The 14,501-nt window shown below is 40.1% G+C and carries 12 protein-coding genes; 5 read left to right on the top strand and 7 right to left on the bottom strand.

All coding sequences use genetic code 11. The features are described 5' to 3' along the window. Window positions 1-23 precede the first annotated feature (23 nt). On the top strand, window positions 24-458 hold the full coding sequence (locus JG479_RS16145; protein ID WP_033021866.1) for a YqaA family protein: 435 nt from the start codon (window positions 24-26) through the stop codon (window positions 456-458). Between the two features lie 16 nt (window positions 459-474). On the opposite strand, the gene folX is transcribed toward JG479_RS16145, so the two are convergent. From folX to ycaO, 7 genes are all read right to left on the bottom strand, one after another. After that, a complete protein-coding gene (gene folX / locus JG479_RS16140; protein ID WP_002962340.1) occupies window positions 475-831 on the bottom strand; it encodes a dihydroneopterin triphosphate 2'-epimerase in 357 nt (118 codons plus the stop codon). Window positions 832-835: 4 nt separating this feature from the next. Next, window positions 836-1,390, bottom strand: coding sequence for a GTP cyclohydrolase I FolE (gene folE / locus JG479_RS16135; RefSeq protein WP_002962341.1), 555 nt, complete (start codon window positions 1,388-1,390; stop codon window positions 836-838). A 22-nt stretch (window positions 1,391-1,412) separates the two neighbouring features. Then, on the bottom strand, window positions 1,413-2,132 hold the full coding sequence (gene folM / locus JG479_RS16130) for a dihydromonapterin reductase (protein WP_039486916.1): 720 nt from the start codon (window positions 2,130-2,132) through the stop codon (window positions 1,413-1,415). 223 nt (window positions 2,133-2,355) lie between these two features. Further along, window positions 2,356-3,186: an ammonia-dependent NAD(+) synthetase gene (nadE, locus tag JG479_RS16125; protein WP_024589633.1), complete on the bottom strand. Its 831-nt coding sequence runs from the start codon at window positions 3,184-3,186 to the stop codon at window positions 2,356-2,358. A gap of 68 nt (window positions 3,187-3,254) precedes the next feature. Beyond that, entirely contained in the window at window positions 3,255-3,884 is a 630-nt protein-coding gene (locus JG479_RS16120) for a YceH family protein (RefSeq protein ID WP_002962344.1), read from the bottom strand. A 43-nt stretch (window positions 3,885-3,927) separates the two neighbouring features. Next, window positions 3,928-7,290 carry an ATP-binding protein gene (locus tag JG479_RS16115; RefSeq protein WP_138489822.1) on the bottom strand — a complete coding sequence of 1,121 codons (3,363 nt, stop codon included), beginning with the start codon at window positions 7,288-7,290 and terminating at the stop codon, window positions 3,928-3,930. Window positions 7,291-7,405: 115 nt separating this feature from the next. After that, complete coding sequence (gene ycaO, locus JG479_RS16110) at window positions 7,406-9,166, bottom strand: 30S ribosomal protein S12 methylthiotransferase accessory factor YcaO (RefSeq protein ID WP_024595461.1); 1,761 nt, start codon at window positions 9,164-9,166, stop codon at window positions 7,406-7,408. Between the two features lie 156 nt (window positions 9,167-9,322). Between ycaO and JG479_RS16105 the strand changes: the two genes are divergently transcribed. From JG479_RS16105 to JG479_RS16090, 4 genes are all read left to right on the top strand, one after another. After that, a complete protein-coding gene (locus tag JG479_RS16105; RefSeq protein WP_200219654.1) occupies window positions 9,323-11,608 on the top strand; it encodes a penicillin acylase family protein in 2,286 nt (761 codons plus the stop codon). Window positions 11,609-11,666: 58 nt separating this feature from the next. Beyond that, window positions 11,667-12,515, top strand: a complete 849-nt coding sequence (locus JG479_RS16100) for an MBL fold metallo-hydrolase (protein ID WP_193226766.1) — start codon at window positions 11,667-11,669, stop codon at window positions 12,513-12,515. An 88-nt stretch (window positions 12,516-12,603) separates the two neighbouring features. After that, complete coding sequence (locus JG479_RS16095; protein WP_024595458.1) at window positions 12,604-14,136, top strand: bifunctional GNAT family N-acetyltransferase/carbon-nitrogen hydrolase family protein; 1,533 nt, start codon at window positions 12,604-12,606, stop codon at window positions 14,134-14,136. Further along, a complete protein-coding gene (locus tag JG479_RS16090) occupies window positions 14,136-14,453 on the top strand; it encodes a DMT family transporter (protein WP_002962354.1) in 318 nt (105 codons plus the stop codon). Before JG479_RS16095 ends, JG479_RS16090 begins: the two co-directional genes overlap by 1 nt. Window positions 14,454-14,501: the final 48 nt, after the last annotated feature.

The following is a 14,501-nucleotide window of genomic DNA, read 5'->3' as shown; positions in this document are numbered from 1 at the left end:
TTACGTTTAGCCATAAGGGCATTATGCTTTATCTCACGTTATTTATTAGCGCATTTATATCTGCGACATTACTGCCTAGCTCTTCTGAGGTGATAATGGTGGGAATGATTACTCAAGGTAAAGTTAATTTATGGCTTATGTGGTGCGTAGCAACAGTTGGAAATGTGTTAGGGAGCTGTGTTAATTACTGGTTAGGCACGCAGGTACTGCGTTTTAAAGATAAAAAATGGTTTCCTGTATCGCAAAAAGGGCTTGATAGCGCACAAAAGCAATTTAATAAATACGGTGTGTATAGTTTGTTGTTTGCTTGGCTGCCAGTAGTAGGCGATCCGCTAACTGTAATTGGGGGGATATTTAAAGTACGCTTTAGTATGTTTTTATTACTAGTAACACTAGGCAAAGGCGCTCGCTATTTAGCGGTTATCGCCCTTGCCGTAGGATTCGAAAAGCTTTTTTAAATAAGTTTTTAAGTGCTTATTTAGCCCAATCAAGCGTTAACGACACTGAGTCTGCAAAACGCAGTGCATGTGGTTTATCAACACGTGCTTTAGCGTAATGAACGCTTGGGTGTGCGTGACAAACGGCAAGAATTTCAGCAACTAATTTTTCGAGCAGTAAAAAGTGCCCTTGCTCTACTAAGCTAATAACTTCTTTGGTGATCACTTTATAATTAAGTGCTTGGTCAACTTCATCCGTTTTACACGCGTCATCAGCAGGGTAGTGAATCTCTAGATTGATCACTACATCTTGCTTTTTTTCACGCTCATCGGGGTTAAAGCCAATAAACGTACGCAGGCGTAAATTAGTAACGTTAATGATTGCATTAGCCATAGGGTTAACCTTTTATAAGCTGCAAAAATTCGTTGCGTGTTTTAGGATCGCTTCTAAAGTTACCTAACATTACTGATGTACGCATGCTTGAATTTTGCTTTTCTACACCACGCATCATCATACACATGTGTTTTGCCTCAACAATAACGCCTACGCCCTTAGCGCCAGTAACTTCTTCAACTGCTTTAGCGATTTGATGCGTTAGTTGTTCTTGAATTTGAAAACGGCGTGAAAACATATCAACAATACGGGCAAATTTAGACAAGCCTAATACTTTACCGTTTGGTATATAAGCAATATGGCAACGGCCAATAAAAGGCAGTAAATGATGCTCACACATAGAGTAGAGCTCTATGTCTTGTACTAACACCATGTCGTCAGCGTCAGATGTAAATACCGCTTTATTAGTTATTTCATCAAGCGTTTGACGATACCCTTGCGTTAAATATTCCATTGCTTTTGCAGCACGTTTTGGCGTATCAAGTAAGCCTTCGCGGTTAGCATCTTCGCCTACAGCGGTGATGATTTTTTCATAACTTTCTTTTAATTCATTGTGCATAAATATCTCAGTTTATTTATATTTACTTTAAATGACGACCGCCATCAATAGGCAAAGAGCGCCCTGTGATGTAGTGGCTTTGTAATAGTAAATCAATGCTATTGATAATTTCTTGGCATCCGGGTTCAATGCCCATTAATGATTTTTTAAGGGTCTTAGCTCGATATTGCTCATCGTCATGTTCATTAAAAATAATGAGCGATGGAGCAACCGAGTTCACTTTTATATTTGGCGCATATTTAGCGCTAAACGATTTGGTTAGGTTGTCGAGTGCTGCTTTACTTGCTGCATAAGCTAAGTGTTTAGGGCTGCCTGTTTCAACTACATAATCAGTAAGATGTATTATATCGGCAGGTACTTTTTCATTTTGCTGATAGTTTAAAAGCAGCTCTGCGCACATTAAATTAATTAAATACGGTGTTTTGGCATGTATACGCATCATATTATCAAACAGTGCTGCAAAGTCAGGGTTGTTAGCTTCGCAGTCCCAGCTTGATGCGTTATGAACAATAGCGCGCAGCGATGTTGTATGCTCTTTAAGCGTATTTATAAATGCACTAATACCTTCATCGGTACTAAAATCGGCATAAATACATACAGCGCCTTGTTGCTCTAATTTATCAACAGCGGCGTGACGAGTACGATACGTGATAATAATACTCTGCCCTTGGGCTATATAATGCTGAGCGAGTGCTAAACCAATACGTTGGCCTGCGCCGGTAATTAAAATGGGCGATGTCATATAAGGCAGTGTTCTCTTTGGCGGGTAGTTATACCAATATAATTAAAAATATCATCGTTCTATCGCTATTTCATAGGGCTATAATAGCTCACTAGTTTAATGCAATTGGTATTATAAAATTCAAAGCGTAAATTTATTAAAATATACGCAGCTTCTTAATCTGTCGATCAAAAAAGCAATTAATCCTCAAAGGCATTAATTGCTTTATTTTAGCTACTAAACCTTAATCGTAAATTGTCGGAATTGGTTGACGCTTATGTTGTGTACGCGTGTAAATGCTTACAAGCTTTTGTTCAACATCATTAGACACAGGTTTACCTTCTAAAAAGTCATCAATTTGCTCATAGCTCAAACCAAGTGCTTCTTCGTCTGTTAAACCTGGGCGGTCACTTTCTAAATCAGCTGTAGGTGCTTTATCTACCAATAAAGCTGGCGCACCTAGTGCAGTAGCAAGTGCACGAACTTGGCGTTTTGATAAACCAAACAGAGGGGCTAAATCGCAAGCGCCGTCACCAAATTTAGTATAAAAACCAGTAATGTTTTCAGCACTATGATCGGTACCCACTACTAAGCCTTGGCAAAAACCTGCAATTTCGTACTGAGCAACCATACGTTGGCGTGCTTTAACATTACCTTTAATAAAATCTATCTGAGCTTGCTCAGGCAGTGCTTCACCACAGCCAACTACGGCAGCTATCGCTTGCTCATGCAATGCATCAGCCGCAGGTTGTACGTTTACGGTCATACGTTTACTTGGCTGAATAAAATCAACCGCCATTTGTGCTTCATCTTCGTCAGCTTGTACACCATAAGGTAGGCGCACTGCAATAAACTGATACTTGTCAGTATCGTGTTCTTTATTTAGCTCGTTTACAGCAAGTTGACATAAGCGGCCGCAGGTTGATGAGTCAACACCACCGCTAATACCCAGTACTAACGAGCGTGAATGAGCTGCTACCAAACGTGTTTTAATAAAATTAACTCGGCGAGTTATCTCAGCATTTACATCAATCGTTGGCTGAACCTTCATTTCAGCCATAATTTCGGCGCGCATTGCCAGCTCCTTATGAAATTTAATATGTGATACGCAATAAACTTATTATGTGATTTAGTTTTAGTTAATTAAAGTTTTAAATGAGCTTTTATTTGGCGAAGCTCTGCTTTTAATTTTTCTACTTCTTCAAGTAAATCGCTTAATTCTTTGTCTTTAATTACTTCGCTTGGTAGAGCAACAAAGGCATCGGCGGGATTATTTTGTTGTTCGCCAAATAAATGAATATATCGGCTGTCACGTTTACCAGCTTCACGCTCTAGCTTTGTGACGTACTCGCTTTCAATCAGTTTATTGAGCGCTGCCTCTACTTCATTTACGTTATTAAAATCAGCAAGCCTAGCACTGCGGGTTCTTAATTCACCAGGGGTTTGAGCACCACGCAAAAGTAATAAACAAACAATGGCACGCTGCTGAGCAGAAAATTGCAGATTACTAAATTCAGTGTTGCAAAAGCGGTGATCGTATTTATTTACACGACCCGAAAGACCTTCATCTATTGTGACCAAACGCATTTCTATTAGTTCATCAAGTGCGTTTTGCACGTCTTCATCTGTAAGACTTAACACAGGATCGCGATTAGACTTTTGGTTACATGCGTTCACGAGAGCGTTTAACGATAGCGGATAATGCTCTGGCGTCGTGCTTTGTTTTTCTAATAGGCAACCAAGAATACGTTGTTGATTTGTTGATAACTGCATAAATAATCTCAAATTAGTAAGCGTATTTTATTAGCTTACACCTTTATTGAATGCCAAGCCATTGTTGAAGCTTTGGTTGTAATGCAGCTAAATCGAGAGGCTTACTTAAATAGTCGTTCATGCCTGCGGCTAGGCATTTTTCTTTATCGCCCTGCATGGCATTGGCTGTTAGCGCAATAATAGTAATATTTTCATTATCTTTACCTGCATCACCTTCTCTAATGGCTTTAGTGGCTTGGTAGCCATCCATTTCGGGCATTTGGCAATCCATTAAAACTAGCTTATATGGTTTACCTTGTTTTGCATTAAGCTTTACAATTGCCTCAAGCCCATTTTCGGCAATATCAAAAGTAACACCCGCCTGCTTTAATAGCGCAGAGGCAACCACTTGGTTTATTTTATTGTCTTCAACAAGCAATAGTTGTGGTTCTGATGAATCGAGTACTGGCGCTTTAGTTAGCTTGTTTTGCAGTTGTGCTTGTTGCTGCTGTTGTTCAATGTATTTATCGTTTGTGAGTGAGTCAAACAAATCAGACGGTGTGAGAGGTTTGAAAATCATACAGTCGACCTCCATACCTACTTTAGACTCCTCTGGTGAATAACTCATTGGCGCCATAATAACTAACTTACAACTATGCATATTTATAAAGTTTTTGAGCGCGGTGATATGCGTTTGTGGGGCTTTTTCAAAAAAGTAGTAATCAACTAAAATAGCACCAGGGTGGGTGGTTACATTACTTAAGTAATCATCAACCTCAAGATAGTTATGTATACAATTAACTTTTGCACCCCAAACAGTGAGCTGCTTATTAGCGGTGTTAGCATTTAACGAGCACTCATCAATAATTAAAATATGTTTGTTTTTAATTAAATGACTCGGTAAATCTTGTTCTTTACTTAAGCGCGGTTGTATTTGTACTGTGAAAGAAAATGTACTTCCTTCACCTTGCATACTGTTTACACTCACTTCACCGTTCATCAGTTCGCACAATTGTTTTACTATGGCAAGACCAAGCCCTGTGCCCCCAAATTGGCGTGTTGTTGAAGCATCGGCTTGTGTGAATGAGTCAAATAACGACGCTTGTTTTTTAGGGTCAATACCAATACCAGTATCAATAATCGAACACTGTAGGAACGAGCCATCCGTTGTTTCATCTATTCTGGCAGTAATGACTACTTCGCCATCAATAGTAAATTTAACCGCGTTGCCAATTAAGTTATTTAAAATTTGGCGCAAGCGGTTAGGGTCACTAATTATCTCGCTAACAGTTATTTGAGTAGCATCTAGAATAAGTTTTGTATTGTTTTGTTCTACCTTTAAAGCAAAGGATTCCACCACTTCGCCTAATAACCGAGGTAAATTAAATTGCACGTTTTCTATATCGAGCTTACCGGCTTCAATTTTAGAAAAGTCTAATATGTCATTAATTATATTAAGCAAAGATTGAGCTGATGATTGAGCAAGTTCAATATGATGTTTTTGCTGTAGGTCCAATTGAGTTTGCTTAATTATGTTAAGCATACCTAAAACACCGTTCATTGGGGTGCGAATTTCGTGGCTCATACTCGCTAAAAATTCACTTTTAGCTTCAACAGCTTGTTCGGCGGTTTCTTTGGCAGAAACTAGTTTTTGTTCGGTTTCAATTCGCTGTTGGCTTGAGTGCAAGCTGCCTATTAACGCAGCAACGGCAATTAAAAAGCTTTCTTCGTTTTTAGACCAGTAGCGTTTTGATTGGCATTGCTCTGCGCAGACGACTCCTATAGCGCCACTTCCTGCAGGGATTATTACGCACAGCATGGATTTAATCTCGAGAGTCATTAAATACTGTTCTTTAATTGGCTCGAGTATTGGGTGTTCTTGGGCGTCAGGCACATTAAATACAGGCTGGTGATCTATTGCATTAAAAAAGCCGGGAAGATTTTTTCTTAGCCAAATAGAGTCAATTTTATCACTAGACGAATGTTTACTATGTATGGCAAAAGGGCTTAGTTGGGATTTGTCTTCATTAAAAAACCAAATACTGGCACGTTTAATATCAAATGCTTGGCAGATTGCTTTAGTAATAATATCTTTTGATTGGCTCAGTTGCCCAGTTAATATTAATTTATTAACGGTAAGGGAGGCTAAAATTTCGTTGTGTAATGCTGTTTTATTATTTTCTAATTCAATCTTTTTACGGGTATCAATATTCTGTAATGAGCCAAAAATACGTGTGCATCGTCCATTTTTTCGTTCTGCTTCACCATGTACGAGTACCCAAACAGATTCACCTTCTTCATCCATTACTTCTAATTCAACTTCGTAGCTTTCACCATATTTTATAGCTCGTTCAATTAAAGGTTTAATTGTTTCTCTGCTAGTGCCTTTTTTAAAGTAATTTAAATCTTTAGGCCATTCTGGTTGGCTATTTAATGGGTATTTAAATAGTTTTTTGGTCATATCAGACCAATACACTTGTTTCGTTTCTAAATTAAATGACCATGCGCCTATTTGGGCTAGATCACTCATTGCCTCAAGCATTTTTTCATTTTGTTGCTGACGATTAAGCATTTTCAAAAAGAATAAAAAGGCCCAAATTAATAACCCGCAAATAATTATAATTGATAGCCTAAGTGGCCATACAGCTGAATTTGGTGGGCTCCAACCTATTTTAGGTGCTACGTAAAGTTGCCAATTGCCACCTTGAAAGCTTAACGTAAACTCAAGGGGGTCTTGCTCTATTATGTTTTGATTACCGTAAAAAAACTCCCCTTTACTGCCAAGTCCATGCCTGCCTTGTAAAGCGACGTTGTACTCTTTTTCTAGCTCATAAATACCTGAATTTTCATAGACTTTGTCAATGTTGAGAACAACTGAAAGTAATCCCCAAAAGCGATTATCTGGCGGTATGTAAACAGGAACTCGGGCTATAAGTGCTATATCACCTTGGATTAATTTTAATGGGCCAGCCATTACAATGGTATTTGTATCGCGAGCTCTAATAGCATCAGCGCGTTGGTTTTTTTCTTCTAAAAAGTTTAAACCGAGTGCTTTTTCATTACCTTTTAAGGGGTAAGTCATGCGAATTACCATATCGGGAGCGCCACCAATATTGCGAAGCTCATTTGAGGTTTTAAATAGTGGTTGGGCAATTTGTTCAAATTGTGTTTGCTGTAAATCAGGCTGCGCCGCTACGGCAACACCTAGACCTCGAACTAGTTGGATATTAGAAACTAAAATAGATTCTAATTGAGCTCGATATGTACTTACTTCAGAAAGAATTTGTAGGCGATGAGCATCTTTAACACGATTGTAGTTAATACGATCAAGAACGATACCAACTAGTACAGTTAGCGTAAGCGATAACCAAAAGGTCAACTTAAAGTTATGAACGTTCGTTTTTTTATTGTTAGTAGATGGTGGCATTAGCTACATCGTGGCGTTAATTTAGGCAAATTAACTATAGCTAATTTATTACACAAATGAAAACGGCGCATGAACAAATGCGCCGTTTATTTTTTATAATTAGTAGTTTAGCGAGTTACGAGTCGCTAACTTCACGCGCCCAGTGATTTTGCTTTGCTACATGTAGCTTGCGGTAACCATCAAGTAGCGCCGCATGCTTTTTAAAGCCTTCAAGCGATAAACCAGGGAAAGTTAAACCGTTAAACTGCTTTTTACCTTCGGCAATTTCTATAGCCAGCGCTACATTATTAGCACCAAACATTAAGCCTAATGCATCTTGGTAATCGGCGTATTCGCGCTCGTCATCGTATTTAATTTCAAGAACTGCTTTTAAACAGCGGAAGTGGCGCATTGCCTCTTCATTTACTTGGCCTGTATGAAGTATCCAGTCAACCCAATCAATGGCTTCTTCGCTGCCTGCAGCTAAACATAGGTGTGCTTTAAGCTCACCTATACGCAGTGTGTGCCATGGTGTGTCGGCATCGGTTGCAAGGCCGATAAATTCTGCGGCGCGGATAATATCGCTGTGGCCTGCTTCTTCAAGGCTGTCGTAAATTTCCATCCATTGCTCTGCATCGTACTGATCAAGCGATAGGAATGTTTCGCGGAATTTAGCGCCTTCGTTGTTGTTACGCCAAATAAGCTCATCAACAGGGTAAATGTCAGACATGCCAGGTACTAAAATACGACACGCGTATACGTTTAGGTGCGTGTAATCCATGATGTAGATATCATGATCCATGCTATGAATTAGATCAGTACAGAAGTTATATTCTTCTTCAGTTGTTCCGCTAAAGTCCCAGTGTACAAATTCAAAATCAGGTTTTGCACGGAAAAAATCATGCGAAATCAGACCGCTTGAATCAATAAAGTGCAGTTCAATGTTCTCTGGTGTTGCTACTTCATCGTTATCAAATGTTGCAGGTTGGAATACATCTAGCTGATCAAGACGACGACCTTGTAGTAACTCAGTCACGGTACGTTCAAGCGCAACTTCAAATGATGGGTGAGCACCAAAAGAAGCAAATACAGAGCCATCTGTTGGGTTAATAAGCGTTACGCTCATTACAGGGTATTTGCCCCCAAGTGATGCATCGGCAATACGTAAATGAAAGCCATGGCTGCGAAGTTCTTCACACGCTTCGTGAATTTTAGGGTATTGCTTAACAACGTCTTCAGGCACGATTGGTAAACAAATACCTTCGGCGATGATGCGGTTTTTAATAGCGCGCTCAAATACTTCTGATAAACCTTGTACGCGAGCTTCAAATTTGGTGTTACCTGCGCTCATACCGTTAGATACAAAAATATTACCGATAACGTTTACCGGAATGTATACGTCTTGGTTATCGCGTTGGCGTGTGTATGGCAGGGTACAAATACCACGATCGATATTGCCTGAGTTAAAATCAAAAAGGTGTGATGCGTTTAGTTCGCGCTCAGGGTCAAAGTAATCCCATAAGCTTTCATCCATAATGCCCTCTGGCACTTCATCGCCTTCAACTTTAAACCATTTTTCGCTTGGGTAATGAGTAAACTCGCCATTAGCAAATTCTTCACCTAGATAAAAGTCTGCAAAAAAGTAGTTACAGCTTAAACGTTCAAAGTATTCACCTAGTGCTGAAGCAATAGATGCTTTGTCGGTTGCGCCTTTACCATTGGTAAACATAACACCGCAGTCGCTGTCTTTTATATGAACCGAATAACAGTTAGCTACAGGGTTAAGCCAAAGCGCTTCTTCAACATTAATGTTTAGGGCTTTAAGCTTGTTTTGCATGGTAGAGATTGACGATTCTAGGTCGCGGTCTTTACCTTTGATAAATGTTTTTTCAGTCATATTGATCTCAACTAGTTCTGCACGATGTGTGGAGCTGACATTATCGTGGATTTTGATGTTTATTTCACCCTTTGCGAGCAAGAACATTATTATTTAATAAAACTGTGGTTATTATATGTGCTTAACGCTTGGTCAAAACGTGCAAAGGAAACGGTGATGTTTAAAGTAATCAAACGCTTGTTGTTATTAATTGTGATATTAGGGCTGGCAAGTACCGCTGTTGTTTATGGGGTACTTAGTTTAAGTTTACCCGCCCTTGATGGAAACGGACGCAGTAACGCGGTAGTAGAGCCTGTAAAAATTTCGCGCGATGCACTAGGGCAAGCAGTAATAAATGCAGATAGCCGAAACGACGCTGCCTATGGTTTAGGTTATGCGCATGGGCAAGATCGATTTTTTCAAATGGATTTACTAAGGCGTAATGCCGCAGGTGAGTTAAGTGAATTATTTGGCGAAGCAGCGTTGGGGCTCGATAAAAAAATGCGTTTTCATCAATTACGTAAACGCAGCCAAATTATTTTACAAACCTTACCTGAGGCAGATAAGCAATTACTTAAAAGTTACGCTCAAGGTGTAAACGAAGGCTTAGCGCAAGTAGGGTATTCAAGCTTTGAATATTTACTAACAGGTGCAGCGCAAAAGCCATGGCAAAGTGAAGACAGCCTACTTGTGATATTTAGCATGTACCTTGATTTACAAAGCGCCACATTTGAGCGCGACCAAGCACTTATTCAAATTGAGCAAGCGTACACAAAGCAAATGGTTGATTTTTTAACGCAACCAAGTAAGTACCAAGCCGCGCTTGATGGCAGCAAATTAGCGCCTTATAGCGACGGCATACCTACCTTTCCAACTCAAACAGAGCATATAGTTAAAAGCATTGAAGCCAACCAAGAGCGCGGCAGTAATAACTGGGCTGTTACGGGAGCGCTTACTAAAACAGGGGCTGGTATGGTGTCGGATGATATGCATTTATCGATGGCAGTACCTGTAATTTGGTACAGGGCACAATTAAATTACATGCACAGTGGTGAGCAGACTCAGGTGACCGGTGTATCGCTGCCCGGCGCACCTGCCATTGTTGTTGGCACTAACAACAATGTTGCATGGGGATTTACTAACGGTTATTTAGATACAGCCGATTGGATTGCATTAAACGATGATAGTAAAACATGGCAAGTTGATGAATCGATTGCATTACCCGATGGGGAGGTTGAAAACTATTCATTAATACTCAGTGAATACGGACCTGTAAAATATATTAACGAAAAACCTTATGCGTTGAGCTGGGCTGCCCATCAGCCTTATGCCGTTAATATGCAGTTATTAAAATTAGAGCAAGCCAAAACAGTAGATGATGCACTTGCTGTAGCAAGTGATGTGGGAATACCGGTACAAAACCTAATGGTGGTAGATAGCCAAGGTAACGCAGCGTGGAAAAATATGGGCGGTATACCTGCTCGTAAAACGCCAAGTGAGCTCGGTGTAAATGCCGGTGACTACTCAGCGCTTTGGCAGCAAACCGAATTAGAACGCCCCTTTATTAAAAACCCACAAAACGGTCGATTATGGACTGGTAATTCTCGCGTGGTATCGGCTGAAGATAACGCCCGCTTTGGCAATGGTGGCTATGCACTCGGTGCACGTTCGAGCCAAATCCGCGATAGATTATTTGAAAAACAAACATTTGCAGAGAGCGACTTTTACGCACTACAGCTCGATAACCAAGCTCGCTTTTTAATGCCTTGGCATGCTTTGCTATTAAAGCAATTAAAAACAGATCAAACCAAAAATCAGCAATATATAACAGCGCTTGAAAATTGGCAGCAATGTGCATGTTCAACCTCCACAGGGTACACCTTAGTTAAGCGCTACCGCGATGAAGTGATTAATATTTTATTTAGTAATATGGAAGATGAATTAAATAAACAACAAGGCACACTTAAATACGTAAAACGAGATTTAGAGCCCGCTGTTTGGCAGCTTATTGACAACAAGCCCGACACATGGATAAACCCACAATTTAAAAGCTGGGATGAGCAGTTACAAGGAGCATTTAGCCAAACTATTACCAAGCTTACAGAACAATTTGGTAATAACGTACAAAACTGGCAGTGGGGCAAGGTAAATGAGTTAGTGATAGAGCATCCGTTTGCAAAGCAAATGCCGTTACTTGCTAAGTTATTAAATATGCCCACAGCAGCGGGTTTTGGAGATAGTTATATGCCCGCCGTACAAGGGCGTAGTTTTGGCGCATCACAGCGTTTTATTGCTCAACCTGGGCATCTAGAGCATGCAATTTTAGCTATTCCTGGTGGGCAATCGGGGCACCCTCTTTCTGAATTTTACAGAGCGGGATTTAGTGATTACGTAGAAGGTAAACATACGCCTTTATTGCCTCAACAATTAATACATCAAATAGTAATAAAGCCGACACGATGAACTAAAGTATAGCTAAACACGTTCTATATAATTACCAATAAAACAACAGAGAACAAAAATGAAAAAAATACTACCCGCATTAATAACAGGTTTATTACTAAGTACAGCAGCGCAAGCAGACGAGGGCCCAGTAACAGCACAAAAACTAAGTGAGCATGTATACGTACTATTTGGGCAAGGCGGTAATATTGCAGCAAGTGTAGGCGATGATGGCATTTATATTATTGATGATCAGTTTGCCAAACTCTCAGATGATATTAAAAAAACCATTAGTGATTTAAAACCAGGCAGTGCAGAGTTTGTTATTAATACTCACCATCATGGCGATCATACCGGTGGCAACGAGAACTTTGCTAAAGCGGGTGCGCATGTTATAGCGCACGACAATGTACACAAACGTTTAGAAGAGCAGCACGGCGAAGGGTCAGACTTTTTACCGCGCATTAGTTTTGGTCACGACTTAAAACTACATTTTAATAACGAACACGCCCATGTAGTGCATTACGAACATGCACACACCGATGGCGATTCGGTTATCTTTTTTAGTAACGACAACATAGTGCACATGGGCGACATCTACTTTAATTTTGGCAGCTTACCGTTTGTTGATGTAGATAGCGGCGGCAGCGTTGATGGTATTTTAGCGGCAGTAAACGATGTAGTTAATCAAATTGACGACAACACTAAAGTAATACCAGGACACGGCAAGGTAAGTGACCGTTCAGGACTGATAGCGTATGGTAAGCTAGTTCAAAACGCGAAAGACGTAATGCTAAAAGCAATGCAAAATAATGCAAGCTTAGAGCAAGTACTTAAAGCCGATCCATTGGCTGAGCTGAATCTTGAATACGCAGGCTGGTTACCAAAAGAGAAAGTAACCACACTTTTTTATCGCAGTTTAAAGTAGTACGCGTAACGTAAAAAACATGATACAAAGCTGAGTGTACTTTAACGTACATTCGGCTTTTATTTTCTTATGCCCAAAGGAGTTGTGTATGTCGGCAGAAAAAACCCATCTTGAAATTTGTAACTTAACCAGAGAGCAATATCCGCAAATTAAAACCTTGATGGATCAAGCGTATCCCGACTTAGGCGGTGCGTGGCCAAGTCATACCATTTTTAGATTAATAGACCAATTTCCTGAAGGGCAAATAGGTATTGTGGATGACGGCGTGCTGGTGGGCTTAGCATTAAGCGTGCAAGTTGATTACACGCGTTTTTCAAACCCGCATACATACGAAGATATTGCAGACGGTCACGACCGTGTATTTAGCGATACCGACGGCGATGCGCTATACGGCTTAGATGTTGCTATTAGCGAAAGTCACAGAGGCATGCGTTTAGGTCGTCGCCTTTATGATGCCCGTAAAGAATTGTGCCGCCAATATAACTTACGCGCTATTTTAGCAGGTGGGCGTATTCCGCGTTATTACAATCACAGTAGTGAAATGACGCCAATGGAATACATTGCAAAAGTAGATCAAAAAGAATTATACGATCCTATTTTAAGTTTTCAGTTATCTAACGATTTTCAGGTAAAACGCTTACTTAAAAAGTATTTACCGGAGGATCAAGAGTCTGTTGGTTACGCCACTTTACTTGAGTGGAATAACATCATGTATGAGCCAACCGACACGGTACTTGAGTCAACTAAATCAATCGTGCGAGTAGGTGCTGTGCAATGGCAAATGCGTTGTGTTGAATCGGTTGAAGAAATGCTAAAGCAGGTTGAATACTTTGTAGATACCGTATCTGACTACAAAAGTGACTTTATATTATTCCCTGAATTTTTTAATGCGCCACTAATGGGCTTAGGAAATCAAAGTAATCAAACAGAAGCGATTCGCTATTTAGCGGAATATACCGAAACATTTAAAAACGCCATGTCGCGTATGGCAATAGAATACAACGCTAATATTATTACCGGCTCTATGCCACTTGCCGAAGATGATAAAATTTATAACGTAAGTTACCTATGCCATCGTAGCGGTAAAATAGACGAGCAACGTAAAATACACATAACCCCGCATGAGCAAAACGATTGGGTTATTCAAGGCGGCGATAAAATTGCCGTGTTTGATACCGATGCCGGTCGTGTGGGTATTCAAATTTGTTATGATGTAGAGTTTCCAGAGCTTTCACGCATATTGGCCAAACAAGGGTTAGATATTCTGTTTGTGCCATTTTGGACTGATACCAAAAACAGTTATTTACGTGTGCGCCACTGTGCACAAGCGCGTGCAATAGAAAACGAATGTTATGTGGTTATTGCAGGTTCAGTAGGTAACTTACCTGAGGTAGAAAGCCTTGATGTGCAGTACTCACAATCGGCGGTATTAACGCCATCGGACTTTTCGTTCCCGCACGATGCAACACTTAACGAAGCCACACCAAACACCGAAATGCTGCTATTTAGTGACCTTGATATGGATAAGCTTAAAATACTTCACAGCGAAGGCACAGTGCGTAACTTAAAAGATCGCCGCGAAGATTTATATGAAGTGATTGTTAAAAAGAGAGACGTTTAATGGCGTGGGTGTACTTAATTATTGCTGGGTTACTTGAAATTGGCTGGCCGATTGGCTTAAAAATTTCGCAAAACGCTGATACACGCTGGCAAGGCATAGCAATAGCGGTGGTATTTTTAGTCGCTAGTGGTTTTATGTTGTGGCTTGCACAAAGGCAAATATCAATGGGCACCTCATACGCCGTATGGACAGGTATTGGCGCCGCCGGTACGTTTTTAGTGGGTATATTGTTTTATAACGATGCAGCTACATTTGGTCGTATTGCAGGAGTATTAATGATTATTAGTGGCGTGATAACACTAAAAATCAGCTCTTAGAACCAGTTCTTAAAGCTATAAAAATTATAACAGCGCAGGTATAAAAGC

The organism is Pseudoalteromonas sp. LC2018020214, assembly GCF_016598755.1.
GTDB lineage: Bacteria > Pseudomonadota > Gammaproteobacteria > Enterobacterales > Alteromonadaceae > Pseudoalteromonas > Pseudoalteromonas distincta.
The sequence above is the reverse complement of the archived record's forward strand: the minus strand, read 5'-3'. Positions and strand labels throughout refer to the sequence as shown.

What these genes read in the sequence shown, in the direction of transcription:
- JG479_RS16145 (WP_033021866.1), top strand. Translation starts at nt 24, where the DNA reads ATGCTTTATCTCACGTTATTTATTAGCGCATTTATATCTGCGACATTA.
- folX (WP_002962340.1), bottom strand. Translation starts at nt 831, where the DNA reads ATGGCTAATGCAATCATTAACGTTACTAATTTACGCCTGCGTACGTTT.
- folE (WP_002962341.1), bottom strand. Translation starts at nt 1,390, where the DNA reads ATGCACAATGAATTAAAAGAAAGTTATGAAAAAATCATCACCGCTGTA.
- folM (WP_039486916.1), bottom strand. Translation starts at nt 2,132, where the DNA reads ATGACATCGCCCATTTTAATTACCGGCGCAGGCCAACGTATTGGTTTA.
- nadE (WP_024589633.1), bottom strand. Translation starts at nt 3,186, where the DNA reads ATGCGCGCCGAAATTATGGCTGAAATGAAGGTTCAGCCAACGATTGAT.
- JG479_RS16120 (WP_002962344.1), bottom strand. Translation starts at nt 3,884, where the DNA reads ATGCAGTTATCAACAAATCAACAACGTATTCTTGGTTGCCTATTAGAA.
- JG479_RS16115 (WP_138489822.1), bottom strand. Translation starts at nt 7,290, where the DNA reads ATGCCACCATCTACTAACAATAAAAAAACGAACGTTCATAACTTTAAG.
- ycaO (WP_024595461.1), bottom strand. Translation starts at nt 9,166, where the DNA reads ATGACTGAAAAAACATTTATCAAAGGTAAAGACCGCGACCTAGAATCG.
- JG479_RS16105 (WP_200219654.1), top strand. Translation starts at nt 9,323, where the DNA reads ATGTTTAAAGTAATCAAACGCTTGTTGTTATTAATTGTGATATTAGGG.
- JG479_RS16100 (WP_193226766.1), top strand. Translation starts at nt 11,667, where the DNA reads ATGAAAAAAATACTACCCGCATTAATAACAGGTTTATTACTAAGTACA.
- JG479_RS16095 (WP_024595458.1), top strand. Translation starts at nt 12,604, where the DNA reads ATGTCGGCAGAAAAAACCCATCTTGAAATTTGTAACTTAACCAGAGAG.
- JG479_RS16090 (WP_002962354.1), top strand. Translation starts at nt 14,136, where the DNA reads ATGGCGTGGGTGTACTTAATTATTGCTGGGTTACTTGAAATTGGCTGG.